Consider the following 26,353-nt stretch of genomic DNA (forward strand, 5'->3'; position numbering starts at 1 on the left):
ATGTTTAGCAGGGATCGTTGGGAAGAAATACTGGAGGCTTTAACCGCGAATTGGTTTAGAACCATTCTTACAGCATTTGGAGTGTTATGGGGGATATTTATACTTGTAATCCTTCTTGCCGCAGGAAAAGGGCTTGAAAATGGAGTGAAGCAAGGTTTTAGTGGAATAGCTACCAATACCATGTTCATGTGGACCCAGGTCGCTTCAAGACCTTATAAAGGTCTGCCCAAAGGTCGTCAATACAATTTTGAGATAGATGATGTTGCAGCAATAAAAGAGCAGGTCCCCGGATTAAGGTTTGTCTCTCCCAGAAATCAGTTGGGTGGTTTTGGAGGTGAAAATAATGTGGTACGAGGCTTAAATACCGGTGCTTTCAATGTTTATGGGGATTATCCTGAAATTATTAAACAGGAGACCATGGATATTACTTCTGGTAGGTTTTTAAATTATTCTGATATCAATGATAAGCGAAAAGTCGCCATCATAGGTGAAGGGGTTAAATCTGCCCTCTATGAGCAGGGAGAGGATCCACTTGGAACTTATGTGAAAATAAACGGAGTGAATTTCATGGTTATCGGAACTTATAAGAAAAAAGGTCGTGGTGGGGATGCTGAAGAAGGAGAGAAAGAAATCTATGTGCCATTCACTACTTTTTCCCAGGCATTTAACCGGGGAAATGAAGTGGGCTGGATGGCTATCACCGCCCAGGATGGTTCTTCTATTACCAATCTAAAAGGAGACATTATTGAGATCATTAAAAGCAGGCATAGTATTCACCCTGAAGATGACAGAGCGGTAGGGAACTTTGATTTATACCAGGAATTTAGTAAAGTAAACGGACTCTTTGTGGCCCTAAAAGCGGTTGCTTATTTTGTTGGAGTGCTTGTATTGCTTTCAGGTATTATTGGGATTAGTAATATTATGTTGATCGTGGTAAAGGAACGAACTAATGAAATTGGAGTCCGCCGGGCTTTAGGAGCTACTCCATGGTCTATACGAGGGCAGATCCTTATGGAATCAATTTTTCTTACGATCATTTCGGGAATGTCTGGAATTATTCTGGCCACGGGGGTGATCTGGCTGGTTAATCTTCAGCTGAGTCAAATGGATACTTCAGAAATGATGTTTTTGAATCCGTCGGTGAACCTCGGCGTAGTAATAATTGCCTTAAGTATTTTAATAATTTCCGGTTTACTCGCCGGTCTAATCCCTGCACAGCATGCCATCAAGGTAAAACCTGTGGATGCTTTGCGTACTGAATAAAAAGTAAATAGAAATTCAATCAAAAAATGAAAAAATTTGTAACCATCGGAATTTTAGTGCTAATCGCGGTGACCTTTGTGGGAGCTTTGTACTATCTGTATCAAAAAAATCAGGAAGACCCTGTAGTTTATGAAACTCAGGAACCTACTGAGCAAAGTATCATTAAGAAAACCGTGGCTACGGGGAAAATAGTTCCAAAGGAAGAAGTGCTTATCAAGCCTAATATTTCAGGAATTATTGATGAAATATATATTGAGGCCGGAGACAAGATAAAATCAGGAGACCTTATTGCCAAGATCAGGGTGATTCCTAATGTTTCTTCGCTTCAGAGCGCTAAAGATGCAGTGGCGACAGCAAAGATAAACCTGGATAATGAAAAGAAGAGTTTTGAGCGCCAGAAGGAATTATATAATAAAGGCGTGATCTCAACCAATGACTTTGATGCAGCTGAGGTTGCCTATAAAAGAGCCGATCAGAATTATAAATCTGCCCAGCAAAACTACGAGATTGTGCGCACCGGGACCACTAGCGGGATAGGAAGTGCAGCAAATACTTTGATCAGATCTACCGTAGACGGGATGGTATTGGATGTTCCTGTAAAAACGGGTAACCAGGTTATTGAAAGTAATAATTTTAATGATGGAACTACGATCGCAACTCTTGCAGACGTGAATGAAATGATCTTTGAGGGTAAAGTAGATGAAAGTGAAGTTGGTAAGATCAAGGAAGATCTTCCTTTAGAAGTAACCGTTGGTGCTATTGAAAATAAATCTTTTGATGCTGTGCTGGATTATATTGCCCCAAAAGGAGTGGAAGAAAATGGCGCGATCCAGTTCGAAATAAAAGGAACTTTGAGTAAGGCTGATACCACTTTTATACGTGCTGGTCTTAGTGCGAACGCTTCAATTATTATTGCGCGCTCAGAAAATGTACTAAGCATTAAAGAAGCAGTGGTACAGTTCGATGCTGAAACAAAAGAGCCTTTTGTGGAAATTATGACCGGAGATCAGGAATTCAAAAAGCAGGATGTAGAGCTTGGCATAAGCGATGGGATTAATGTAGAAGTGCTTAAAGGAGTGAAAAAAGGAGATAAGATCAAGGTTTGGAACCAAATTAAACCGGCCATAGACATCGCCCAAAATTAGAAAAATAATTCCTTGTGTAACAACCAACCCATTTTACAGACATATCTTACAGAATAACCATTATGAAGAATTTTAGCTTAATAGCCATTCTATTACTTTTTTGTAGCCAAATAAATGCTCAGCAAAAAGAATGGACTCTAGAAGAGTGCGTGAATTATGCGCTTGAGAACAATATTCAGGTAAAGCAATCTGAACTTGACCTGGAAGTTTCAGATATTGAAAAACTAGATGCACTGGGAAATTTTATTCCGAGTATTAATGCTCAGGCATCAAATTCATGGAATACCGGTTTAACACAAAACGTAACTACAGGAATTTTACAAAATCAAACTGTACGAAACTTTTCTGCCGGAGTAACTGCAGGACTTACTATTTTTGACGGTCTCAGGAATTTCAAACAACTTCAAAGAGCGCGTATTTCCAGGTTGTCTAATGAATATGCATTGGATAAAATGAAAGATGATATCGCATTGTTCGTTGCAGATTCTTACCTGCAGGTTTTATTTAGCAAGCAAAGTCTTGAGGTGCTTCGTGCTCAAAATGAAGTGACAGTAGAACAACTTCAAAGAACTCAGGATCTGGTAGAAGCCGGAGTGCTTCCTCAGGGAGATCTTTTAGAGATCAGAGCGACCATGGCCGATGAAAAGCAAAGAATGATCCTTGCCGAAAATCAAATTCAGATATCTTTGATTAGTCTTGCTCAGATCCTGGGAATCCAGGATTATCAAAATTTTGATATTGTAGATCGTGATTATAACGTATTTGGAAATGAAATCATGGAAAATACAGTATATGATGTAATTGATAGAGCTAAAGAAGAACGTTCAGAAATTAAAATTGCTGAAACAAATATGGAGTTGGCTGAAAAGGATGTAGAGCTTGCAAGGGGGGCATATCTTCCTACTTTGGGCGCATTCTTCAATTACAATACCAGGGAAACCGGGCAGGGAAGAATTACTGGTGCGGTTTTAGATCCAAACGAGCCAACAAGGCAAATTGGAGTCGTACAGGGATCTCAGGAGATCGTTGTAGCACCAAATACAATTCCTACTTTAGGAAGTCCATTACCATTTATAGACCAACTATACAGAAATGACGGTATTAGTTATGGTTTTCAATTAAGCGTCCCTGTTTTAAACGGTTTTGCTACCAGAAACCAGGTGAAAAGAAATGAGATCAACGTAAAGCGTGCCGAATATCAATTGGAGCAGGCTGAACTTGATCTTGAAGCTAATGTATATCAGGCTTACACAGATGCTAAAGGAGCTTTTGAAGCCTATGAAGCTGCCCTGGTGGCTTCTGAAGCCCAGGAAAAAGCTTTTGAATATGCTACAGAGCGATATGATGTTGGTCTTACCAATGCCTTTGATTTTAGTCAGTCAAAGATTCGTTATGAAAACACGCAAAGAGAAGCTTTAAGGGCGAAGTATGACTATATTTTTAAATTAAAGGTTGTAGAATTGTATTTTGGAATTCCAGTTGGGGATTTAAAATTTTAATTAAATGAGTAAAAAGAAAATTTTCATCATTCTTGGGGTTGTAGTAGCCTTGATCGTTCTATTGGTAATCGGAAAAAAAGCAGGCTGGTTTGGTAAATCTGCCAATGTTAAGCAGGTAGAAATTACCCAAATTGAGCCTATAGATATTACCGAAACTGTTTCGGCCACCGGAAAAATTCAGCCTGAAATTGAGGTGAAACTTTCTTCTGAAGTTTCCGGAGAAATTATTGAATTGCCGGTAGTAGAAGGTCAGGCCGTTCAAAAAGGCGATCTTCTGGTCAGGGTGAATCCTGATATTTACCAGTCTAATGTACAGAGGGCACGTGCCAGTTATCAGAATTCACGGGCTAATTATGCTCAAACCCAGGCCAATCTAAAGCAGGCGGAAGCTGATTATAACCGAAATAAGACTCTTTTTGAAAAAGGAGTGATCTCTAAGGCGGAGTGGGATGGAATTGTTTCCACTTACGAAATGGCCGAAGCAAATAAGGAATCTTCATATTATAGCATGCAAAGTAGTGCTGCTACGGTAACTGAAGCACAGGACAATCTTGGCCGTACCAATATCTATGCGCCTATGAGCGGTACCATTTCTAAACTGGATGCTGAATTAGGGGAAAGAGTGGTAGGAACTCAACAGATGGCAGGAACTGAAATTCTTCGGGTGGCCAATCTGGATAATATGGAAGTTGAAGTAGATGTAAATGAGAACGATATTGTAAAGGTAGCTGTGGGTGATTCAACCATTGTAGAGGTGGATGCCTATCTGGGTAAAGAATTCAAAGGTATCGTTACCGAAATTTCTAATACTGCCGATAACGAATTAACCACGGACCAGGTTACAAATTTCAAGGTTAAGGTTAGAATTCTTAAAGAATCTTACGAGGATCTAATGGAAGGTAAATCTGAAAATTATTCTCCATTTAGGCCTGGAATGACGGCAACGGTAGATATTATTACCAATAAGAGATTGAATGTAATAGGAATTCCTATCAGCTCCATTGTAATAAAAAGTGATACCACTTCAACTAAAAAATCTTTTGGGGCCACATCTATAGAAGAAGGAACTGAGAAATTTGAATGTGTATTTGTAAAAGACGGAGGTAAAGCTAAACTTCGTGTGGTAAATACGGGGATTCAGGATGATTCGCATATTGAGATCACCAAAGGTCTTAAAGAAGGGGATATTGTAATTACAGGACCTTATAGCACAGTTACCAAAAGCCTTGATTCAGGTGATGAAATTGAAGTGAAAAAAGAAGGAGAAGAGGAAGAAACAGAAGAAACTGAATAAAAATTTTTAATTTTGGCGATCATTTTATGTCTTGAAACGGCTACTACCAACTGTTCTGTTGGGATAGCCAGGGATGGTAAATTACTTTCTTTAAAAGAAGATAATAGCAAGAATTATTCTCATGCAGAAAAGCTACATCTGTTCATTCAGGATGTACTCAAAGATGCCGGTATCACGATAGAAGACCTGGATGCTGTTGCCATTAGCAAGGGGCCGGGTTCTTATACAGGACTTAGAATAGGTGTTTCTGCGGCAAAAGGCCTTTGTTTTTCCCTTGATATCCCACTAATTTCTGTGCCCACTTTAGACCTTTTAGCCTATAAATTAAAGGGGAAGAGCGGTACATTTATTTCCATGCTTGATGCCAGGCGGATGGAGGTTTATTCCGCAGTTTATGATGCTGAAATGAATCAGATAAGAGAGACCCAGGCCCAGATGCTGGATGAAAATTCTTTTTCAGCTTATTTAGATAAGACTCAGGTTCATTTCATAGGAAATGGGGTAGAAAAATTTGAAGAAATCTGCCATCATGAAAATGCAGTTTTTCACAAACAGGAATTTCCTTCAGCGAAGGAAATGACCGAGATCGCAGAATTCAAGCATCAAAAAAGCGACACCGAAGATGTCGCTTATTTCGAGCCTTATTACTTAAAAGACTTTATTGCCGGTTAAAGGGAATTATCTTTTTCAGATCTTTTCTCTCTAACAGTACCTTTCATTTTAGTTTGATCATATAGGTAAACATCCCTTTGTGGGTAAGGTATTGTCATACCTGCTTCTTCAAGTCTTATCTTACCTTCTTCGATCATATACCAGTGAAGATCCCAGAATACAGAGAGTTCAGCAAAATATCTAACAGAGAAATTTACCGAGTTGTCTCCAAGTGAATGCACGATAATTTGCGGTGCAGGATCTTTTAATACATTTTCCTGTTCCATGACCATATTGGTAAGAACCTCTTTGGCTTTCTTAATGTCATCATCATAAGAAATTCCGAAGGTAAGACTCTCTTTTCTGGTATTATTGAAACTGTAATTGGTAATGTTATCATTACTAAGTTGTCCATTCGGGATCACCACACGTTGGTTACCAAAGGTGTTGATTTTCGTGTAGAATAATGAAAGTTCTACGACACTACCTGAAACTCCCTGAGCTTCTATCCAGTCTCCTACCTTAAAAGGTTTTAATATTATAATGAGTACACCTCCCGCAAAATTGGATAAAGAACCCTGTAAAGCAAGACCAATGGCTAAAGCGGCAGCACCAATAGCAGCTACCAGCGAAGCGCTCTCAACTCCCAGTTGAGTAATAAATAATACAAAAAGAATGATCTTTAGCCCCCAGTTAACGGCGTTTACCGTGAATTTTTCGAGGGTTTCATCGTAATCCTTCTTGTCAAATAACTTCTCGAGATACTTTATTATTAATTTAATGACCCAAAGTCCTACAATAAGCAGAAGAATGGCTCCTACCAGAGTGGGTAAGTAATCTATAAGTTTACCACCATACTCTTTGACGATATCGCCCCAGCTGTTCAGCTTTTCCATAATTTTTTGTTGATTTTTTATTTAAGTTCTAATTGTAAAAAAATAGACTTTATTTCCTGTTTAAATTTTGTTAAACTTGGCGAATAAGTTCCAGAGCTTCAATTTTAGAAGTTATAGGGAGTTTACAGGCACCTTCTTCACAAATATAGATTAGGTCCTTATCTTTCTTCAAACGGTTCTTTAGCAAATTTATATCTGATGTAGTATTAGTAGCGGCCAAAACAGTATTCGGCAAATATTCCTGTTGAAAGTTCATCGCCCAGTTTTTATAATTTTCTCCGGTAATCGCAATTTCATAAAAAGGATGGGTAAAATTTAGCATTAGATCCAGCCAGTTAGAATAAGATTGGGGATGTTCCTGAATCTTTCCTGAAACCGTTTGAAGCATATTTTCCGCTTTACTGATAAATTCCCTTTCACCCGTTAGTTTGCCAAATCTGAATAGGTTTTTAGTCATTTCTGAATTTGAAGCCGGAATTACATTGTCACTGATCTCAATAGTTTTTGTTACCAGTTCTCTGTCTTTATTAGAAGTGAAAAAGTATAGGCCTGAAACTGGATCCTGAAAATCTTCCTTTACAATCTTTATTAAATTCCGGGTGTGTTCAAGATATTCTTCCTCAAATGTAGATTCATAGAGGTCCAGGAAAGCTGTTATAGTAAAAGCATAATCTTCCAGATATCCATTGATGCTGCTCTTTCCTTTTTTGTAAGAATGGAATAACCTGCCATTGCTTTGTATTTGATTCTTAATGATAAAATCTGAATTTTTTCTGGCCTTTTCTAGATATTCTTCTTTGCCGAAAGCTTTATAAGCTTCAGTATATCCACTAATCATCAAAGCATTCCATGAGGTCAAGGATTTATCGTCTAATCCCGGTTTTTTTCTTTCTTTTCTGGCTTTTTGCAATCTAGCGTTGCAAACCGATATTTTCTCCTGTAGTTCTCGTTTGGTTATTTTCAGATCATTTGATATTTCTTCTCTGGATTTGGTTCTGATTAATACATAATTATCAGCTTCCCATTTTCCATAATTATTGATATTATAATAAGTTGAAAAAACTTCAAAGTCTTCCCCTAGTATAGATTTCAGCTCTTCCTTTTTCCAAACATAATAAGCACCCTCTTCTTTTTTATTATATTCATTTTCACTGTCGGCGTCTAGAGCTGAATAGAAAGCTCCTGAATCATCGGTCATTTCAGTAGAAATAAATCCTAAAGTTTCTTCTACCACTTCTTTATACCAATCTTTCCTGGTTAATTTATAAGCCCGCGAATAAAGCCTTACTAATTGGGCATTATCATATAGCATCTTCTCAAAATGGGGAACATGCCATTTTTCATCTACAGAATATCTGGAAAAACCTCCTTCAATAGGGTCAAAGACCCCGCCCCAGGAGATCCTGTCTAAGGTATGCAGGCAATGATCTTTCAGTTCTTCATCAGAATTTTGAAAAGCATATCTCATTAAAAACTCGTAGTTATTGGGCATCATAAATTTTGGAGAACGTTGGTAGCCTCCATTCTTTTTGTCAAAAGTAGTTTTCCACTTTTTGATGATAGTAAGAAAGAAGTCTTTCTGTAACTTATTGGGCTCATTTACCGGTTCAATAATTTGAATTTGTTTTAAGCCCTGTTCCAGCTTTTCAGCATATTCCAGTAATTTCTCAGGCTGAGATTCATATAAATGGGCAATTTGCGTCAGCGCCTGGGTCCATTGTTCTTTTCGGAAATAAGTTCCGCCCCACACCGGTCTTCCATCCGGTAGGGCCACCACATTCATCGGCCACCCGCCCATGCCCGTCATCACCTGTACGGCATTCATATAAACCTGGTCTACATCTGGGCGCTCTTCCCGATCAACCTTTATATTTATGTAATTAGCGTTCATTATTGCTGCAACTTCTTCATCTTCAAAACTCTCATGCTCCATTACATGACACCAGTGACAGGCCGAATAACCAACACTTATAAGGAGTAATTTGTTTTCTTGCTGTGCCTTATTAAGAATTTTATCATTCCAGGGATTCCAGTCTACCGGGTTATGGGCATGTTGTAATAAGTAAGGACTGCTTTCATGAATTAGACTGTTAGTAAATTCAGGTTCATGATTCATAATTGAAGAAGAGTTTAAAAATAACTACTAAAACTGATTGGTTTAGTATTCTAAATAGCTTTTAAAATTACTAATTATATAAGAGAAGCTTAAATAAGTCCCATATTATTAATCTTTTAATAACTTTAAAGCCCACGCCGGTCTAAAATTAAATTTTCAATTTTGCTGGTTGATAATAGATCTATCTATGGAAGACATTTACCTGGTCATGTTAGTGGCTCTTTTGGCACTGGCTATTACAGATTTAGTAGTTGGTGTAAGTAACGATGCCATTAATTTCCTTAATTCGGCTATTGGTTCTAAAGCAATTTCCATGCGTACCATCCTGATAGTAGCCAGTATTGGGGTCGCGGTAGGAGCAATATTTTCAAGCGGCTTAATGGAAGTAGCCAGGAAAGGTATTTTTATACCGGGTGAATTTTACTTTGAAGAAATCATGATCATCTTTATGGCGGTCATGATCACAGATGTCTTGCTTTTAGACTTTTTTAATTCCCTGGGCCTGCCAACTTCTACAACAGTTTCCATAGTTTTTGAATTATTAGGAGCTGCCGTATGTATGGCTGTGATAAAAATATATAAGAATAGTGATGGTAATCTGGCTTTACTGGGAGAGTATATTAATACTGCCAAAGCAACAGAAATTATCATAGGTATATTAATGGCGGTAGTGATCGCTTTTTTAATAGGAGCTTTTGTTCAATATATCTCCAGACTTGTTTTTTCTTTTCAATTTGAAAAGAAGATAAAATACGTAGGGGCTGTTTTTGGAGGTCTTTCTCTTACGGCAATATTGTATTTCATAGTAATTAAAGGGCTTAAAAGTGTTCCATATATTTCTGATGGAACCATGGAATACATAAATACCCATACTTTAACTATTGTGCTTATTGGGTTTGTGATCTTTACTGCAGTCTCTCAGTTTCTAATGAGTGTACTCAAGGTCAATATTCTAAGAACTATCATTATTATCGGGACTTTTGCACTGGCGCTGGCTTTTGCGGGAAATGACCTCGTAAATTTCATTGGAGTGCCCATTGCTGCCTGGCAGTCTTTTGAACTATGGCAAAGTGCACATGCTGCTACCGGGGTGTTACCTTCAGAATTTGCCATGACCGGACTTTCCGGAAGTGTTCCTACCCCTGAAATTTTACTTATAGCGGCGGGTGCTATTATGGTTATTACCTTATGGTTTTCAACCAAAGCCCGTTCAGTAGTAGATACCGGAATAAACCTTTCCCGCCAGGGAGATGGGGTAGAGCGTTTTGAGCCTAATTGGTTGTCCAGGGGCATCGTAAGATATTCAGTTCTTTTTGGGAGTGCTATGTCTACCATCCTTCCTGCAAGTATGAAAAGGAAAATTGATAATAAATTCGATAAGCCTACTGCTCATCTAAAGAACAGAAGAATTGATGCGCCGGCTTTTGATATGGTTAGAGCTTCTGTAAACCTTGTCGTAGCAAGTGTTTTGATCTCTATAGGAACCAATATGAAACTTCCACTCTCTACTACTTATGTAACTTTTATGGTTGCTATGGGTACTTCGCTGGCAGACAGGGCCTGGGATCGGGAGAGTGCCGTGTACAGGGTTGCCGGTGTGCTTAATGTAGTTGGAGGATGGTTTGTGACCGCAATTGTTGCTTTTACGGCAGCAGCTATTTTTGGAGCGATCATTTATTTTGGAGGTCCCATAGCTTTATCTGTATTAATTATCCTGGCTATAGTGCTAGTGGTTAGAAGTGGAATTCTGCATTCCCGAAAAACCCGTGAAGAAAATACAAGGAAAAAATTTAAGAAAAGTGATATTATAACAATTAATGAGATCACTTCTGAAACTTCAGAAAACATATCTAATGTTATAGGCGGAATAAATAAAATGTACACCAAAACCGTCGATCAATTAGGATATTATGACCTTAGTAAACTTAAAAAGAATTATAAGAGAATTGAAAAACTGGAATCTGAAGTAGATGAACTTAAGGATAATATCTTCTACTTTATCAAGTCTATGGACGAAGATTCTGTTGAAGCCAGTAAGTTTTATATTCTTACCCTGGATTATCTTCAGGATATGGTTCAGTCTATAGGGTTTATTACCAGGAACAGTTATAATCACGTGCATAATAACCATAAGAATCTAAAATTTAATCAAATTCGGGACCTTAAAAAGGTGGATGACAAAATGCAGATCTTATTTGATGAGATCACAGAAACCTTCGATAATCACGAATTCGGAAATATCAATAACCTGCTAAATGAAAAGCAGGAATTGATGGATTATGTAAGCGAGCTTATTCAAAAACAAATAGAAAGGATTAGAACCTCGGAGTCCAGCCCAAAAAACACCAAGCTTTATTTTGGGATTTTGCTTGAAACTAAAGATCTTATTGGTTCTACGATGAACCTGCTTCAGTTATTCCAGGAGTTTTATAATGAAGCAAGAAGCACGAATTACTAAATAAAAAAAATCCCTCACGTGAGGGATTTTTTATTTGTTTTGTTAAGTATAATTATCCGTTTACGGCTTCCACATATTCTACTTTATCTCTCAACATATCTCTAAGCATGGTTTCAATTCCACTTTTGAGGGTCATGGTCGAGGAGGGGCAGCCACTACAGGCACCCTGTAGAATAACTTTCACCGTTTTACTTTCTTCATTATAACTGTCAAAAAGTATGTTCCCGCCATCGCTGGCTACTGCAGGTTTAATGTATTCATCAAGTATAGCTACGATCTGCTGTGAAGTATCATCTAGATTTTCATAACCAGCAGGCTTATCTTCCTGATTTGCAGCAGATACTTTTGAGGCTTCAACTGTCTCCGCATTCAGGATTTCGTTACCTTCTTCAATATAATTTCTTATGAACTCACGCAGTTCCATAGTGATCTCTTCCCACCCCGCCATGTCGTATTTCTGTATAGAAACATAATTCTCATCAATAAAAACTTCTTTTACGAAAGGAAAATGGAAAAGCTTCTGAACCAGAGGAGCATTTTTCGCGTCATCAATATTCTTGAATTCCACTGCCTGCAGCACGAGTTTTTTATTAGCTACAAACTTCATTACTGCTGGATTCGGTGTGCTTTCAGCATAAACCGTTACGGGAACTTTTCCCGTGGAAGCTTTTACTTCTTTCACAACTTCACCGCCTTTATTTAGATAGGTTTTTATTTGCTCTGCTACTTCTTTCTCCACATCTTCCCATTCCACGATATCATACTTCTCTATCGCGATAAAATTCTGTGCGATATAAACCGTTTTAACAAAAGGAAGGTAGAATAATTGCTGGGCAAGAGGCGATCTCGATGCCTCGTCAATATTCTTAAATTCAAAATTCTCGTGACGCGTGAGAAATTTATCTGCTTCAAATTTCACAATCGAAGGCGTGGTGGTTCTTACTATATTGATATTGAAATCTTTCATCTCAAAATTTTTGACAAAAATACTAAAGAAAAACTACGTAATACATATATTTACAGCCTTTATGGGGAGTAAAACTTATATATTGGGCTGCACTTCAAGGCAGCCTGAAGTCCTTAGATATTCTTTGTTTTTAGTGTTGATTATGTTTTTAAATACATCGGCATTAAAAGCTCAGGAAATCATTCCTACTTATTCTGACTATCTTACTGACAATCTTTACCTTATTCACCCATCTATGGCGGGTGCGTCTAATTATGATAAAATAAGATTGACGGCAAGACAGCAGTGGTTCGACGTGGAAGATGCTCCCAACTTACAGACGCTTGCTTATAATTCCCGGGTAAATGATAAAATTGGGGTTGGAGGAATTCTGTTCAGGGATGAAAATGGTAATTATTCCAAGGTAGGTGGTTATGCAACTTTTGCTTATCATCTGATGTTTTCCAGAAGCACCATTGATTTGAACCAATTATCATTTGGAATTAGTGCCGGGGTGATCCAGCATCGATTAGATACCAGTGGCTTTACCAGATTTGATCCTTTAATTGGCGAAAACGATGCCGATATTTTTGCAAACATGGATTTCGGGATCTCTTATTATGTGAGAAACCTGTATTTTCATTTTGCAGCTAAAAATATACTTTCGGTCAGCAGGGAATTATTTTATTCAGATGCTGTACCAAGTAATATGAGAAAGTACTTATTCTCGGCGGGATATGTTTTTACTCTGAATCAGAATGATCCCTGGAGCTTTGAGCCTTCGTTACTTTTTCAGGCCAGGGAAGCTACAAATGAAATGGCGCTGGATTTAAATGCAAAAGCTTATTATGAACTGGATAATGGGCGACTATGGGGAGGTTTATCCTACCGGAACGGTTTTGAAAGCGCTGAATATACTGAAAATGGGGAGCTGGTAGAAAACCAAGAGTTACGATACATTACTCCCTTTGTAGGGCTCAATTATAAGAAATTCGTATTTGGTTATACCTTCAGTTATCAGCTTAATTCTATTGTGTTAAGCAATAGTGGTTTTCACCAGATCACGCTTGGTTATAATTTTGGAAAGAGCAGGGAGCGCTACCAATGTAAATGTCCCGCAATTAATAATTAGAAATCAAGCCTGGCTACTTTATAGCCATTAGCTTCAGCTCCAAGAATATCAGAAAGTACCTGCGGATCTATATTTGTGTAAAATTCAGGAGTATTATTAGTATTTTCCACTGTATTTAAAAGTTCATTATTTGTAAGAATAGATTTGGTCTGCCGGGCAACCGCTTCTCCTGAATCTATGATCTCTACATCGCCTGGAAGAATCTCTTTTAATATTGGAATAAGATAGGGATAGTGACTGCACCCCAGGACCAGATAATCAATTTTAGCCTCAATCATTGGGGCTAATAGTTGCTCTAATAATTGTTTAGTTTGTTCAGAATCCTTTTTTCCGCTCTCAATAAGTTCAACAAGACCATTTCCTTCCACTTCAATTACATTAATATCTTTGGTATACAATTCAGAAGTTTGAGCGAAAAGTTCACTGGTAAGAGTTCCCCTGGTGGCCAAGATCCCAATAGCTTTATTAGAACTTTTTAATGCGGCAGGTTTAATAGCAGGCTCAATCCCAATAATAGGTGTTTTATAGGCAGATCGTAGAAGCTTAATGGCATTTGTGGTAGCAGTGTTACAGGCCACCACGATCAGCTTACAATCCATTTCCAACAACTTTTCAGTATTCTTTATGGATAGCTGTATGATCTTTTCCTGGGTCTTTATTCCGTAGGGAGCATTTTTACTATCAGATAAATAGATGGTTTTTTCTAAAGGTAAAAGGCGGTGAATCTCTCTCCAGATGGAAGTACCGCCAACACCTGAATCAAAAATACCAATAGGTCTCGAATCGTTCATATTAGTGTAAAAATAAAAACTGCGTACAATTCTGTACGCAGTTTTTTAAAATTTATTATGAAAAGGCTGAAATTACAGTCCTAATTCTTTTTTTACGTCTGGCATTAGATCATAACCATCAGCAAGAAGTACTCCGGTTCCGGTAGTAGAGTCTAATACATAATCGTATCCTTTAGCTCTGGCTACTTTTTGAATAGCTGTACGTACTTTTTCAAGAACTGGTCTAAGAAGATCCGTTTCTTTCTTCTGAAGATCCTGTCTTGCTTTAGCACTGTGTTCCTGAATTCTTCTTTGTGCAGCTTGCAGTTCTGTTGCTCTCTTTTGGTTCTCTTCTTCAGACTTTGTATTTGCTTCTGCTTCGTAACGTTGCATTGTACTTTGCGCTTCAGATAACATGTCTTTTATCTCCGCGTCATAAGTTTTTTCCAGTTTTTGAAGCTGATCCATAGCGCCTTTATATTCAGGTAACGCCTGTACCAGATCCTGAGTAGCGATATGTGCAACTTTAGACTGTGCATTTGTAAAAGCAGTAGCGCCAATTATTAAAGCTAAAGCTATAAAAAGTGTTCTGAATTGTTTCATTGTAATCTTCGTTAAGTTTAATTAAGGTTTAAAAAATTTAATTTATCGTATCGGTCTTTTTTTCTCTTGTTTTAAGAATAGAATCTTTTTTTCTTTCTCTTTCTGCCAGGATCTTTGCTCTTCTTTCTTCGAATTCTTTTTGTCGGGCTGCCTTAAGCGAATCTCTTTCTTTCTTTTTCTGCTCTATAAAAGCTTCTCTTTCAGATTTACGCTCCTCAACTAATTCTTCTCTCTCTGTGATTTCTTTATCTTGTTCAACAGTTCTGTTTTCTTCCTGTTCAAATTCTTTGATCTCATCCCTGTTTTCAAGTTGTTCGCGATTTGCGGTTCTCTTAATAGTTCTAAGAACCGTTTCACTTACATCGTATTGCTGATCTGCATATATCATTCCAATATCTGCCGTACGATCAAAAACAAAGTCTAAATTTCTGTTTTCTGCTATTTGTTGAACTGCGGTGAAGACCTGGTCTTGAATTGGCCTTACCAATTGTTTCTTTTGGATCATGTAATCGCCATTGGGACCAAACCTGTTTTGTTGGTATTCCAGGGCTTTTTGTTCAATGAAAGCAATTTCTCCCTCACGTTCCTCGATAAGCTCCTTGGTTAGAAGCGCCCTTTCATTATCCAGCCTTGTCTTCATATCTTCCACCTTCTGCATCTGTGCTTCAGCTTCAGCTTTCCATTCCTGAACGCGATTGTCAAGCTGTCTGCTTGCCTCCTGATATTCGGGAACATTTTCAAGAATATATTCCATATCTATATAGCCAAGCCTGATACTTTTTTGTGCGGCTAGAGATGAAATGCTCAAGGCCGCGATTGCTACTATGGAGAATATTCTTTTTTTCATTTAGATCGAATATAGAAAATATCGTGCCAAATTAAAACTGTTGGCCTATGATAAAGTGTGTTTCCCATCCATTTGGACCAGGCTGACCAACAATTTCGTCAAATCCGTATCCAAAGTCAATACCTAATAACCCGAAAGTTGGCATAAAAATTCTTAGACCAACACCGGCAGATCTATTTAATTGAAACGGATTATAATCTCTAAAATTGTCATAAGTGGCTCCAGCTTCTAAAAATGATAATGCATAAATGGAAGCAGCAGGTTTCAATGTAATAGGGAATCGTAGTTCCAGAGAGTACTTATTATAGATTACCGCCCCGTCATCTCTTTGATCTACGGGTCTATCCAATGGTACTACAGATTGGTTTGGATACCCTCTAAGCTGTATTGTTTCTCTACCATCCAGGCTATAAGCTCCTAACCCATCCCCACCAAGGTAAAAACGTTCAAATGGAGGAACTCCTCTTTCATTGTTATATGCTCCCAATACACCAAATTCAGCATGTGTTCTAAGAACAAGATTACTGCTAGGACCAAAACTAGCCAGAGTTTCATACCAGCTTCCGTCTAATTTAATTTTATAGAATTCAAGCCAGTTATATTTTTTCTGATCAACTTTTTCCTGATCAGCAACTGAATTTTCAGCAGTTACCCTGTTTCCCTGTTCGTTTATCAGGTTGCCATTGTCATCTCTTAACTGATATTCATCTAAATTTTCAAGGTTCCCGTAATCAACCCCATTCCAAAGTGAGTAAGGAGGAGTGAATTTTGCAGTAAAAGCAAACTTAGAACCTTGTGTAGGGAAAATTGGATTGAAAGCGGTGTTGTCGCGAGTTATCCCCAGTTGATAATATAAGTTGTTAGAATGACCATTTCCGAAAGTAAATAATCCGGTATTATAATTATTTAGATTGTATCGCTGGAAACCTACCACATTAGATACGGTAACGTATTGATCTGGATCAGTTAATCTTTTTGCTAAACCAACACTAACCCCAAGAATATCAAAACTTCTGGATTTGTCGGCCTCTCTGTTTATATAATCAAATAAGAACTGTCTCGTGTAACTGAAGGATGTAGAAAGACTCACTGGCCTTTTACCACCTAACCACGGCTCTCTGAAAGACAGGCTGTAAGTTTGATAAAACGTACTCGCCTGGGCTCTTAAAGATAAAGTTTGCCCATCTCCCATTGGAATTGGTTTGTAAGCTTCTTTATCAAAAAGTCCCTGGATAGAGAAGTTATTAAAGGAAAGTCCTAAGGTTCCAATAAAACCTCCGCCACCATAACCTCCCTGAAGTTCTATCTGGCTGGCTCCCGCTTCTACCACCTGGTATTCCAGGCTTAAAGTTCCTTCTCTTGGATCTGGATCTACAAATTCTGGGTTTAACTGCTCTGCATCAAAGAATCCAAGTGCACCCAGTTCACGTACAGTGGCTACCACAGCCTCCTGACTATACTTTTGACCTGGTTTGGTTCTTAGTTCACGGTAGATAACATGATCTTTGGTCTTATCGTTTCCGGTTACTCTAATTTCATCGAAATAAGCCTCTTTTCCTTCCACGATTCTTACTTCAAAATCTATCGTGTCATTGTAAACGTTTGTTTCTACTAGATCTATGTTAGAAAAGAGATATCCGTTGTTTTGATAAATATTGGCAACCGAAGTTTTATTTGGCTCTCTCGCTTGAATTCTCTCATCTATTAAAACACCATTATAAACATCGCCTTTTTCAAGTCCTAGAACCCTGGCAAGCTGCTCATCTGAATAAGCTGCATTTCCTAAAAAGTCAATATTTCCAATATAATATCTGTTTCCTTCTTCTAATTGAATTTTTAATGCAACATCATCTTCATCTACCTTTATGAGTGAATCTGAAATGATCCTCGCATCTCTGTATCCTTCTTCTTTATATTTATCAATTATTGAAGTCTTGTCATCCTGATAATCTGATCTTACAAACTTAGAACGCTTCCAGAACCTGAAAAGATTCTTTTGCTTCGTGTTCTTCATGTTGCGTTTTAACTTCGCATTTGAAAGTTTCTCATTTCCTATAAAATCGATATCTGCAATCTTAACACGATCTCCCTGGTCTATATCTACCACCATATTAATTTTGTTGGAATTGGTAGTATCTACAACTTCAGAGGTTCTAATATCAACCTGTGTATTTAAATATCCTTCTTTTTTATACTTATTCTGAATATAATTCTGAGTGGTGGTGATAAGGTTTTCGGTTACTTTAACTCCAGGCTTAAGGTCATTCTCATCTATAAGATCTTCTCTTTCGCTTTTTTTCTTGATCCCGCTGAATTTAACCTGGTTAAGTACAGGGACTTCTTTGATCTCAAGTTCAAGATCGGCAACATTGCCTTCCACATTGGTGATGTAGAAATTGATGTCACTAAAAAGATCCAGTTTCCATAGTTTATTTATTACATCACGTAATTTTTCACCTGGAATAAATATTTCCTCACCTTCTTTTAGGCCTGTATATGCTATGACAGTTTTTTCATTGTACGTAGTAGTACCGGTAACCTTTATATCTCCAATGGTATATTTTTTTGAATCTCCAAGGGGTAGGTCCTGTGCCTGGGCAGTTAAACTGAATATGAAAAAAAATGCAAATAGTGTAAATATCTTTTTCGTCATGAATGCACTAACTGAGTTGCTCACTTGTTTTTCCAAATCTTCTTTCTCTGTTTTGATAGTTGTATATGGCTTCAAAAAGATCTTCCCTTCGGTAATCTGGCCATAAGATTTTCGTAAAATACAATTCGGCATAAGCAATCTGCCATAGCAGGAAGTTACTTATACGTTGTTCACCACTGGTGCGGATCAAAAGATCTACATCTGGTAAATTTCGGGTGTAAAGATGCTCATTTATAACTGATTCATCAATAGCATCCAAAGATAATTCTTCACTTTTAACCTTCGTAGCAATCTGCTTTATGCAATTCGTAATTTCTTCACGGCTTCCATAGCTTAGGGCGAGGGTTAAAGTCATTCGGGAATTTCCTGATGTTTTTTCTATTACATCCAGTAATTCCTGTCTGGCTTTTTTAGGTAGACTGGAAATATTTCCAATACAATTAAGCTTAATATCATTGTCCTTTAAAGTTTTGATTTCTTTCTTGAGGGAAGAAACCAGCAATTTCATTAAAGTGTCTACCTCCAATTTTGGCCTGTTCCAGTTTTCCGTAGAAAAGGCATAGAGGGTAAGATTTTTTACTCCAATTTCTGCACAACCTTCAACAACATCCCTTACGGCTTTAGTGCCTTCTTTATGGCCTGAAGCTCTAAGGAAACCTTTTTGTTTAGCCCAGCGGCCATTACCATCCATAATAATGGCAATGTGTTGAGGTAATTTGTCAAGGTTTAAATTGTCTTTATATATCATTTAAAAGCAATAACATGGCTTTCGGCCAAATGTAAAGGTGAATGTTATACCTGTAAAAACATACCAGTCGTTGGTATTTCGATTTCCAAATTCTAATGATGGTTCACGCCTGTCAAGATATTCTTCGGGCCAGCTACCATCTAAATTATCGGTGAGCGTATATCTTGCTCCAATTTCAAAAGCACCAATAATATGTTCGGTCACAGCTTCTTTATAGCCCATTACCATTGGGATCGCAAATTCCCAGTTTGTGCCTTCATTTACCAGGTTACCAGCTCTACCATTTTTAAGCCACATGTGATCGGCCCTAAAATAAGTGATGCCTGTGTACAAATAGGGGGTGCTTTGTGGTAATGGATTTGTAAGATCGAATTCAAAAAAATTAAATTCTAAACCAAATGATGCTTCTGCAATGGAATTTTCAAAAGAATAACCACGTTGTTGTCTCCTTGTGTCATCAGATTTTTCATCATCGGCTGAAATTTCAGCATATAATAATGTTAATCTTAAGGCGTGTCTGGGGCTCCTGTTCCATTTAGCAATCAAGCCTCCCACCGGGGTGTTGGGTAGGATGTAGTTGGTTTTTCCAACATCTCCAATAAAATTTGCACCGCCGGCAAAAGCTCCAATCTCTATTTGTTGAGCGAAGGAACTTATCGATAAAAAAGCCATTAACACAAATGCAATTAGGTACCTCATAGGATTTTAAAAGTTTGCAAATATAACAATTCTGTTTGCTCTGCAATAATTTGAGCAGATTTGTACATACGTATAAACAGTTTTTGGAAGTTTTTATTGCTTAATTGCGCTTGTCTTCACCCCATAGAAGTTTTTTTCTTAGAGTATTTAGAAAGCTGTCTTCCTGTAGTTCTACGAAATTTATAGTGTAGGGTGCTTTTTTTATAATGATCTCAGTATCGTTTTGCAGGGTGGCGATCCTGGAGTCCATAGATACCAAATGTTCTTCTCCCCGGCCAGAAACTTTCAACTTTATAGTCGTATGATCTTTTATAACCAGTGGCCGTGCGTTCAAGTTATGTGGAGCAATTGGAGTGATTACTAGAGAGTCGGCGTCTGGTGTGATAACCGGGCCGCCGCAGCTTAAGGAGTAACCTGTAGATCCGGTGGGGGTGGCGATAATTAATCCATCGGCCCAATAGGAGGTGAGATACTGGTCATTCAGCCAGGTATCTACGGTGATCATAGAAGTGGTGTTTTTTCTGCTTACGGCAATTTCATTTAATGCGATATGAGAAAATACCGGATCGTAATTTTTAGGATTAGTTTCCATGGTAAGTACCGACCTTGGAGAAAGGCTGAATTCTTTTTCAAGTATTTCTAATAGGGTACTTTCAATCTGTTCTTTTTGAATGGTCGCGAGAAATCCCAACCTGCCGGTGTTTATTCCAACAATAGGAATGTTGAGATTTCGGATATAGTTAATAGATTTTAATATGGTGCCATCGCCACCAATACAAAAGAATAAATCAAAAGAATTATCCAGTTCTTCAAAAGCGCTAAAATGTTTATAATTCTTTTCAATTCTATTATTACTGTGAATAAGCTTGAGAAAATCTTCTTCAATAAAGACCTCGATATTTTTTTGGTCTAACAACTCAAGAAGCTGACCGATATATTGAGCTGCATTGGCGTGATAAAACTGACCGTAAATGCCTATTTTCATAAATTATATGTTCAGGTATTTGTCCAGATACTTTGAACGATCCTTCAAATTCTTATTAAATGTGTCTTCCTGGTGTTCAGAAATAATAATATAACCATATCTTCTAAATGCCTGTATGATTTCATTCATGCCAGATGGAGTGATCTTTAGGGTAATCTCTGCCATGTCATCTTCCATTTTGGAGACAAAGGCCCCCAGAAGATGAGCATTATTAGATTCCACGATCTGGGTGACTTCTCCAAATGTATAATCTTTAAAAGCCTTTTCGATCACAAGGATATTTCCAGGTTCATGTAAAAACGGGGTTTCCTTAAAAAGAGAGATCATCTCATTTAATTCAACATATCCTAAATAGGTGTTATCATCATCCAGAACGGGTAAAATGTTGGAATTGTTCTGTGCGAAAGTTTCCAGGCTATCCAGCCAGTAATTCCCTTCTTTTACATAAAATCCTTCTAAAGCATAGCGATAATCATCAAGGGTCTTATCATTTTCAAAACACCGTACGTCGTTTTCTGAGATGCATCCTATATAAATGCCATCCTGAGCCACCGGAAGATGGGTGTAGGTCAATTGATTGAAAAGCTTCTGTAGATCACCAATTTTTTCGGAAAGACTTAATATCTCCACATCATTCAATATGTACTCTTTCAATCTCATTTCTATCTTTTCCTTTTATGCAAATTAATCAAAATAAAATTCATTGAAGCAGACTGCACTTTGTATTTTTGTTAATAAAATGAAGTAATAATGACGAAGTTAAGCGTAAATATTAACAAGATAGCCACCCTGAGAAATGCTAGAGGAGGAGATGTACCTAATGTTTTGGAAGCTGCAAAGAACATAGAATCTTTTGGAGCTGAAGGGATTACCGTTCATCCCCGCCCAGATGAAAGGCATATACGCTATGCCGATGCCCGTGAATTAAAACCTCTGCTTAAGACAGAATTCAATATTGAAGGGAAGCCAATTCAGCAATTTATAGATCTGGTTATGGAGGTGAAACCAGCACAGGTAACCCTGGTTCCTGATGCCGAAGAGGCTATAACCTCTAATGCGGGTTGGGATACTGTTAAGCACAGAGACTATTTAAAAGAGGTGATCTCTGAATTTAAGAATAATGGGATAAGGACTTCTATATTTGTAGATCCGGTAAAAGAAATGATTGAAGGCGCAGCAGAAACAGGGACAGATAGAATAGAATTATATACTGAATCTTTCGCGGTAGATTATGAAAAAGGTGATACCAATGCAGCCAAATCGTATACTGAATGCGCTGAAATAGCTAATCAACTTGGACTTGGAATAAATGCGGGACATGATCTCTCTCTTAAAAACATCAGATTTTTCAAAGAAAAGGTTCCGCATCTTGATGAGGTTTCCATTGGGCACGCTTTGATTTCAGAAGCTCTGTATATGGGGCTTGAGAAAACGATTCAGAAATATTTAAAATTATTGAAATAGATGAAGTTACATTCAGTAATACTCGGTGAAGGAAAACCTTTATTAATCCTCCACGGATTTCTGGGAATGAGTGATAACTGGAAAACCTTAGGGAAGAAATTTTCTGAAGAAGGCTTCCAGGTTCATTTAATAGATCAGAGAAATCATGGAAAAAGTCCGCATAGTGATGAGTTCTCTTATGAATTAATGGCGGGTGATGTAGTGGAATATTGCAGGGACCATGATCTTCAGGATATTACCCTGATGGGACATTCTATGGGTGGTAAAACCGCCATGTTGATGGCCTGTGAAAATGAAGATCTGGTAAAAAAGCTGATCGTAGTAGATATAGCTCCCAAATATTACGCTCCACATCATCAGCAGATATTGAAAGGTCTTACTGCGTTAGATGAAGCCCGTTTAACTTCTCGTGGCGATGCAGAAGATTTTCTGAAAGATTATATTTCTGAAACCGGGGTAAGATTATTTCTTCTCAAGAATCTTTATTGGAAGACAAAAAAACAACTTTCCCTAAGAATGAATCTTGATGCTTTGAAAGCGAATATAGAACAGGTGGGAAGAGCGCTTCCGCAAGACGCAGTTTTTAATGGCCCGGCCCTGTTTATTAATGGAGAACTTTCGAACTATATTACGAAAGAAGAAGAGCCATTGATAAAAAAACATTTCCCAAAAGCAAAATTTGAAACTATAGCTGAAGCTGGACATTGGGTACACGCTGAAAACATGGAGGACTTCTTTAAAACTGTAATTAGATTTGTTTAAAATCTTTCTAAATTTATTATGTACGCATAATAAATTTAGCTCAAAGGTTGCGTAATATCTATTTTATGCTATTTTTGGGCTTAGATTTTTAAGATATGTTAAATAAAATCCTACTCTAATTATGAAAAAATTATTTTTACTCGGCCTGTTAATTCTGGCTGGCGCAACAACATACGCCGGGGGTTACAGGGTGAGTCTACAAGGTCAGCGTGGACTAGCTATGGGACACACTGGAGTTGCTGTGGTGAACAATGCGGAATTGGCCTTCTTTAACCCAGCAGGTTTGGTGTTTCTGGAAGATAAGATCAATGCTGCTGTTGGTGTGAGTGCTGTATTCTCTGATGTAGTATGGCAAAATGAAGAATTTGGGCAGTCGGCCAGAACCGATAGCCCGGTAGGAACCCCTTTCTATGCTTATTTTTCTTATAAATTGAGTGATAAATTTAGTGTTGGTCTAGCGGCTTATACTCCTTATGGAAGTTCAGTGGAATGGGAAAAAGATTGGGCTGGTTCCCATCTTATAAACGATATTTCATTGTCGGCTATTTATGTGCAGGCGTTAGGTTCTTATAAGATTACCGAAAACCTTTCTGTAGGTGGTGGACCCATCTACGTGAGTGGTTCAGTTAACTTCAACAGAAACCTTAACAGAACGCTTTCAGATCTTGAGGGAAATCGTGCCAATGTAACCGTTGATGCTTCAGGTGTTAGTGCCTGGGGTTGGTCAGCAGGTGCCATGTGGAGCCCTATTGATAGTTTGAATATTGGAGTAAATTACCGTTCAGAGATCATTGTAAAAGCTGAAGATGGTGATGCAGATTTTGAAAATACTCCAGATTCTCCTTTAACTTCTTTTCCCGATACAACTTTTGATGCAGAATTACCGCTTCCTGCGGAATTGACTATAGGTGCTTCTTATCAGTTAAATGATAAGTGGTTATTTGCTTTTGATTATAACAGAACTTTCTGGGGTGTTTACGAATCATTAGATGTAGATTTTGCTGCACCGGGAACTCCAGATTCATTTAATCCAAGGGAGTACGAAGATTCTTCTATATATAGATTTGGTCTACAGTATACGGCTAACGATATGTTTACCTTGAGAGCAGGTTATTACTTTGACGAATCACCGGTTCAATCAGGATATTTTGCTCCTGAAACTCCAAGAAACGATTCAAATAATTTCACCGGAGGTCTTTCTGTAAATGTAACCGACAACGTGGCAATAGATGCTTCTTTCCTTTACAGTAAATTCAAGGAGATCGATGAATCTTATGATTACTATCAGGAAAACGGACAAAATGTTCCATTTGAAGGGACTTATAAATCCAGCGCATTTGTGCCAGGTCTGGGTGTAACTATTAAAATATAATTAGACGATGAAAAACTATTTTAAATATATAGCTATTCTGGCCTTAGGTATTGTATCCTGTGAGCCTGAATTGGAAAATCCTATTGAAGACGGTGGAGTATATAGTAACGGTGAGGCAGATTTTTCTAACTATGTAGCACTGGGGAATTCTCTAACAGCTGGTTATGCTGATGGAGCTCTTTATATCACTGGTCAGGAAAATTCTTATCCGAATATCCTTGCTAGTAAATTTGCATTGACCCAGGAAACTGTAGACTTTACTCAACCTTTAGTGAATGATAATATTGGAGGTTTGCTTTTAGGAGGGAACCAGATTGCTGAGCCAAGATTTGTGCTAGGAGGAGAATCTCTTGCTACTGCTCGTCCGGCAAGATATAATGGTACTCCTACTACTGAGGTTTCTTCTAAGCTTAGCGGGTCTTTTAGTAATATGGGAGTTCCGGGAGCTAAATCATTTCACTTACTCGCTCCGGGTTACGGAAATGTTGCAGGGGTAGCTACAGGTGCCGCAAATCCATATTTTGCAAGATTTGCTTCTTCAGATAATACTACGGTATTGGCAGATGCATTAGCTCAAAACCCTACATTCTTTACCCTATGGATAGGTAATAATGATGTGTTAAGCTATGCTACTTCAGGTGGAGCAGGTGTATATCAGGAGAATGTTACAGATTTTACACAATATGGTCCTAATGATATTACAGATGCGAATGCTTTTGCTTTTGTATACAATTCATTAGTAGGTCAACTCGCCGGTCAGGATGGTCTGGGAGCTGAAGGTGTATTGATTAATATTCCTAATGTGACCGATATTCCATTTTTCAAGGTAGTACCGGTTAACCCAATCCCATTAGATGCGGCGACAGCTGGTGCACTTAATGCGCAATTCGGAGCATATAATACACAAATTCTACCTGGTTTGGTGCAATTAGGTTTGCTTACAGAAGCTGAAGCAAATAGCAGAAAGATCACTTTTGCCGAAGGTGCTCAGAATTTTGTGACTTTGGTTGATGAAGATCTTACTGATATCTCAGGTATTTTACAGCAGGCTCCATTTAATCTGGATCCTCAAACTGCAGGATTATTGGGGCAGCTTAGACAGGCTACGCCTTCAGATCTTATTCCGCTTACTTCATCATCATTCATAGGAACTACTGTAAATAATAATCCAATGTTAGTGAATGGAGTATCTGTGCCTTTGAGTGATCAACATGTATTGACTGCTGAAGAGCAGGCTTTAGTTGCTCAGGTTACTGCACAGTACAACGGTGCTATTGCTGCAATCGCTCAGGAATATTCTTTAGGTTTGGTAGATGCTAATGCTCTGTTGAGTTCAATAGCATCAGACGGAGGTCTGAATTATCAGGGAGTACCGGTTTCGGCAACTTTTGTTTCGGGAGGTGCTTTTTCTCTGGATGGGGTGCATTTAACTCCAAGAGGTTATGCCGTAATTGCGAACGAGATCGTAAATGAAATTAATGCTACGTACAGCGCCGATGTTCCGGCAGTAGATGTTGGTAGTTATGGAACAGTAACCATAAACAACAACGTACAGTAGTATTAAAATTGATATAAATTTTAAAAAGACCGGGATTTTCCCGGTCTTTTTTTTGCAACTTTACTACTAACCAATACGAAAATCATGAATTTTATACTAAGACTTTTATTAACGGCCCTCGTAGTAGTGCTACTTGCCAAATTGCTTCCTGGCGTAAGTGTAGATGGTTATTTAACTGCCATAATTGTAGCCGTAGTGCTGGCTCTTTTAAACTTTATCGTAAAACCGATATTAGTGCTTTTAACGCTCCCGGTTACCGTTCTTACCCTGGGATTGTTTCTGCTTATTATCAATGCGATTATCATTTTTCTGGCCGATGGATTTGTGTCTGGTTTTGATGTTGACGGCTGGTTTATTGCCATAATTTTTAGTTTGTTACTCTCGCTTGTGCAATCTATTCTTTTCTCGATTCTGAAAAAGGATTAGATTTAACTGAATTTCAACATTTTGAAACTTTGTAGACTTTAAGAAAAAACGTAATTTTGCACTCCA

23 protein-coding genes are annotated in these 26,353 nt (G+C 38.0%); 12 read left to right on the top strand and 11 right to left on the bottom strand.

Translation table 11 applies throughout. From position 1 onward, the window contains the following. From LGQ90_RS14135 to tsaB, 5 genes are all read left to right on the top strand, one after another. Complete coding sequence (locus LGQ90_RS14135) at positions 1–1,263, top strand: ABC transporter permease (RefSeq protein WP_229342013.1); 1,263 nt, start codon at positions 1–3, stop codon at positions 1,261–1,263. A 26-nt stretch (positions 1,264–1,289) separates the two neighbouring features. Beyond that, positions 1,290–2,408, top strand: a complete 1,119-nt coding sequence (locus LGQ90_RS14140) for an efflux RND transporter periplasmic adaptor subunit (protein ID WP_229342018.1) — start codon at positions 1,290–1,292, stop codon at positions 2,406–2,408. 62 nt (positions 2,409–2,470) lie between these two features. After that, entirely contained in the window at positions 2,471–3,907 is a 1,437-nt protein-coding gene (locus tag LGQ90_RS14145; RefSeq protein ID WP_229342020.1) for a TolC family protein, read from the top strand. A 4-nt stretch (positions 3,908–3,911) separates the two neighbouring features. Beyond that, positions 3,912–5,201 carry an efflux RND transporter periplasmic adaptor subunit gene (locus tag LGQ90_RS14150; RefSeq protein ID WP_229342023.1) on the top strand — a complete coding sequence of 430 codons (1,290 nt, stop codon included), beginning with the start codon at positions 3,912–3,914 and terminating at the stop codon, positions 5,199–5,201. Between the two features lie 12 nt (positions 5,202–5,213). After that, a complete protein-coding gene (gene tsaB, locus LGQ90_RS14155) occupies positions 5,214–5,873 on the top strand; it encodes a tRNA (adenosine(37)-N6)-threonylcarbamoyltransferase complex dimerization subunit type 1 TsaB (RefSeq protein WP_229342025.1) in 660 nt (219 codons plus the stop codon). Here the strand turns inward: tsaB and LGQ90_RS14160 are convergent. Continuing rightward, positions 5,870–6,748 carry a mechanosensitive ion channel family protein gene (locus LGQ90_RS14160; protein ID WP_229342027.1) on the bottom strand — a complete coding sequence of 293 codons (879 nt, stop codon included), beginning with the start codon at positions 6,746–6,748 and terminating at the stop codon, positions 5,870–5,872. The genes tsaB and LGQ90_RS14160 overlap by 4 nt on opposite strands. 70 nt (positions 6,749–6,818) lie before the next feature. Further along, positions 6,819–8,864, bottom strand: coding sequence for a thioredoxin domain-containing protein (locus LGQ90_RS14165; protein WP_229342029.1), 2,046 nt, complete (start codon positions 8,862–8,864; stop codon positions 6,819–6,821). Between the two features lie 187 nt (positions 8,865–9,051). On the opposite strand from LGQ90_RS14165, the gene LGQ90_RS14170 reads away from it, so the two are divergent. Beyond that, positions 9,052–11,322 (top strand): inorganic phosphate transporter, encoded by a 2,271-nt coding sequence (locus LGQ90_RS14170; RefSeq protein WP_229342031.1) that lies wholly within the window; start codon positions 9,052–9,054, stop codon positions 11,320–11,322. A 52-nt stretch (positions 11,323–11,374) separates the two neighbouring features. Here the strand turns inward: LGQ90_RS14170 and LGQ90_RS14175 are convergent, their stop codons facing one another. Then, complete coding sequence (locus LGQ90_RS14175; protein ID WP_229342032.1) at positions 11,375–12,289, bottom strand: NifU family protein; 915 nt, start codon at positions 12,287–12,289, stop codon at positions 11,375–11,377. Positions 12,290–12,350: 61 nt separating this feature from the next. Here LGQ90_RS14175 and LGQ90_RS14180 point away from each other — a divergent pair, with 61 nt between their 5' ends. Next, the gene (locus tag LGQ90_RS14180; protein ID WP_262904394.1) at positions 12,351–13,400 is read left to right on the top strand and encodes a PorP/SprF family type IX secretion system membrane protein; all 1,050 of its coding nucleotides are present in this window, start codon (positions 12,351–12,353) and stop codon (positions 13,398–13,400) included. On the opposite strand, the gene murI is transcribed toward LGQ90_RS14180, so the two are convergent. From murI to LGQ90_RS14220, 8 genes are all read right to left on the bottom strand, one after another. Beyond that, positions 13,397–14,191: a glutamate racemase gene (murI, locus tag LGQ90_RS14185; RefSeq protein ID WP_229342038.1), complete on the bottom strand. Its 795-nt coding sequence runs from the start codon at positions 14,189–14,191 to the stop codon at positions 13,397–13,399. The two genes, LGQ90_RS14180 and murI, sit on opposite strands and share 4 nt — an antisense overlap. Positions 14,192–14,263: 72 nt before the next feature. Continuing rightward, positions 14,264–14,773, bottom strand: coding sequence for an OmpH/Skp family outer membrane protein (locus tag LGQ90_RS14190; protein WP_229342039.1), 510 nt, complete (start codon positions 14,771–14,773; stop codon positions 14,264–14,266). Between the two features lie 37 nt (positions 14,774–14,810). Continuing rightward, the gene (locus tag LGQ90_RS14195; RefSeq protein WP_229342041.1) at positions 14,811–15,620 is read right to left on the bottom strand and encodes an OmpH/Skp family outer membrane protein; all 810 of its coding nucleotides are present in this window, start codon (positions 15,618–15,620) and stop codon (positions 14,811–14,813) included. A 31-nt stretch (positions 15,621–15,651) separates the two neighbouring features. Further along, positions 15,652–18,273, bottom strand: coding sequence for a BamA/OMP85 family outer membrane protein (locus LGQ90_RS14200; protein WP_229342043.1), 2,622 nt, complete (start codon positions 18,271–18,273; stop codon positions 15,652–15,654). A 7-nt stretch (positions 18,274–18,280) separates the two neighbouring features. Beyond that, positions 18,281–19,021 carry an isoprenyl transferase gene (locus tag LGQ90_RS14205; protein ID WP_229342046.1) on the bottom strand — a complete coding sequence of 247 codons (741 nt, stop codon included), beginning with the start codon at positions 19,019–19,021 and terminating at the stop codon, positions 18,281–18,283. Further along, a complete protein-coding gene (gene porG / locus LGQ90_RS14210; RefSeq protein WP_229342050.1) occupies positions 19,022–19,720 on the bottom strand; it encodes a type IX secretion system protein PorG in 699 nt (232 codons plus the stop codon). A 100-nt stretch (positions 19,721–19,820) separates the two neighbouring features. Continuing rightward, positions 19,821–20,705 (bottom strand): NAD kinase, encoded by an 885-nt coding sequence (locus LGQ90_RS14215; RefSeq protein WP_229342054.1) that lies wholly within the window; start codon positions 20,703–20,705, stop codon positions 19,821–19,823. Positions 20,706–20,708: 3 nt separating this feature from the next. Continuing rightward, a complete protein-coding gene (locus LGQ90_RS14220) occupies positions 20,709–21,365 on the bottom strand; it encodes a CBS domain-containing protein (protein ID WP_229342057.1) in 657 nt (218 codons plus the stop codon). A gap of 90 nt (positions 21,366–21,455) precedes the next feature. Between LGQ90_RS14220 and LGQ90_RS14225 the strand changes: the two genes are divergently transcribed. From LGQ90_RS14225 to LGQ90_RS14245, 5 genes are all read left to right on the top strand, one after another. Next, positions 21,456–22,169, top strand: a complete 714-nt coding sequence (locus LGQ90_RS14225) for a pyridoxine 5'-phosphate synthase (RefSeq protein ID WP_229342060.1) — start codon at positions 21,456–21,458, stop codon at positions 22,167–22,169. Continuing rightward, positions 22,170–22,931 carry an alpha/beta fold hydrolase gene (locus LGQ90_RS14230; RefSeq protein ID WP_229342062.1) on the top strand — a complete coding sequence of 254 codons (762 nt, stop codon included), beginning with the start codon at positions 22,170–22,172 and terminating at the stop codon, positions 22,929–22,931. A gap of 121 nt (positions 22,932–23,052) precedes the next feature. Further along, positions 23,053–24,303, top strand: a complete 1,251-nt coding sequence (locus tag LGQ90_RS14235; RefSeq protein ID WP_229342064.1) for an OmpP1/FadL family transporter — start codon at positions 23,053–23,055, stop codon at positions 24,301–24,303. 7 nt (positions 24,304–24,310) lie between these two features. Next, the gene (locus tag LGQ90_RS14240; RefSeq protein ID WP_229342066.1) at positions 24,311–25,861 is read left to right on the top strand and encodes an SGNH/GDSL hydrolase family protein; all 1,551 of its coding nucleotides are present in this window, start codon (positions 24,311–24,313) and stop codon (positions 25,859–25,861) included. 84 nt (positions 25,862–25,945) lie between these two features. Continuing rightward, entirely contained in the window at positions 25,946–26,287 is a 342-nt protein-coding gene (locus LGQ90_RS14245; protein WP_229342070.1) for a phage holin family protein, read from the top strand. The last annotated feature ends 66 nt before the right edge of the window (positions 26,288–26,353 follow it).

This window comes from Christiangramia sediminis, from assembly GCF_020552705.1.
GTDB lineage: Bacteria > Bacteroidota > Bacteroidia > Flavobacteriales > Flavobacteriaceae > Christiangramia > Christiangramia sediminis.

Bases quoted from the DNA above. Each gene is read 5' to 3' on its own strand.
- LGQ90_RS14160 (WP_229342027.1), bottom strand. From the start codon at position 6,748: ATGGAAAAGCTGAACAGCTGGGGCGATATCGTCAAAGAGTATGGTGGT.
- LGQ90_RS14245 (WP_229342070.1), top strand. From the start codon at position 25,946: ATGAATTTTATACTAAGACTTTTATTAACGGCCCTCGTAGTAGTGCTA.
- LGQ90_RS14240 (WP_229342066.1), top strand. From the start codon at position 24,311: ATGAAAAACTATTTTAAATATATAGCTATTCTGGCCTTAGGTATTGTA.
- LGQ90_RS14235 (WP_229342064.1), top strand. From the start codon at position 23,053: ATGAAAAAATTATTTTTACTCGGCCTGTTAATTCTGGCTGGCGCAACA.
- LGQ90_RS14200 (WP_229342043.1), bottom strand. From the start codon at position 18,273: ATGACGAAAAAGATATTTACACTATTTGCATTTTTTTTCATATTCAGT.
- LGQ90_RS14220 (WP_229342057.1), bottom strand. From the start codon at position 21,365: ATGAGATTGAAAGAGTACATATTGAATGATGTGGAGATATTAAGTCTT.
- LGQ90_RS14230 (WP_229342062.1), top strand. From the start codon at position 22,170: ATGAAGTTACATTCAGTAATACTCGGTGAAGGAAAACCTTTATTAATC.
- LGQ90_RS14145 (WP_229342020.1), top strand. From the start codon at position 2,471: ATGAAGAATTTTAGCTTAATAGCCATTCTATTACTTTTTTGTAGCCAA.
- LGQ90_RS14165 (WP_229342029.1), bottom strand. From the start codon at position 8,864: ATGAATCATGAACCTGAATTTACTAACAGTCTAATTCATGAAAGCAGT.
- LGQ90_RS14175 (WP_229342032.1), bottom strand. From the start codon at position 12,289: ATGAAAGATTTCAATATCAATATAGTAAGAACCACCACGCCTTCGATT.
- LGQ90_RS14190 (WP_229342039.1), bottom strand. From the start codon at position 14,773: ATGAAACAATTCAGAACACTTTTTATAGCTTTAGCTTTAATAATTGGC.
- LGQ90_RS14150 (WP_229342023.1), top strand. From the start codon at position 3,912: ATGAGTAAAAAGAAAATTTTCATCATTCTTGGGGTTGTAGTAGCCTTG.
- LGQ90_RS14215 (WP_229342054.1), bottom strand. From the start codon at position 20,705: ATGAAAATAGGCATTTACGGTCAGTTTTATCACGCCAATGCAGCTCAA.
- LGQ90_RS14180 (WP_262904394.1), top strand. From the start codon at position 12,351: ATGGGGAGTAAAACTTATATATTGGGCTGCACTTCAAGGCAGCCTGAA.
- LGQ90_RS14135 (WP_229342013.1), top strand. From the start codon at position 1: ATGTTTAGCAGGGATCGTTGGGAAGAAATACTGGAGGCTTTAACCGCG.
- murI (WP_229342038.1), bottom strand. From the start codon at position 14,191: ATGAACGATTCGAGACCTATTGGTATTTTTGATTCAGGTGTTGGCGGT.
- LGQ90_RS14170 (WP_229342031.1), top strand. From the start codon at position 9,052: ATGGAAGACATTTACCTGGTCATGTTAGTGGCTCTTTTGGCACTGGCT.
- LGQ90_RS14205 (WP_229342046.1), bottom strand. From the start codon at position 19,021: ATGATATATAAAGACAATTTAAACCTTGACAAATTACCTCAACACATT.
- porG (WP_229342050.1), bottom strand. From the start codon at position 19,720: ATGAGGTACCTAATTGCATTTGTGTTAATGGCTTTTTTATCGATAAGT.
- LGQ90_RS14225 (WP_229342060.1), top strand. From the start codon at position 21,456: ATGACGAAGTTAAGCGTAAATATTAACAAGATAGCCACCCTGAGAAAT.
- LGQ90_RS14195 (WP_229342041.1), bottom strand. From the start codon at position 15,620: ATGAAAAAAAGAATATTCTCCATAGTAGCAATCGCGGCCTTGAGCATT.
- LGQ90_RS14140 (WP_229342018.1), top strand. From the start codon at position 1,290: ATGAAAAAATTTGTAACCATCGGAATTTTAGTGCTAATCGCGGTGACC.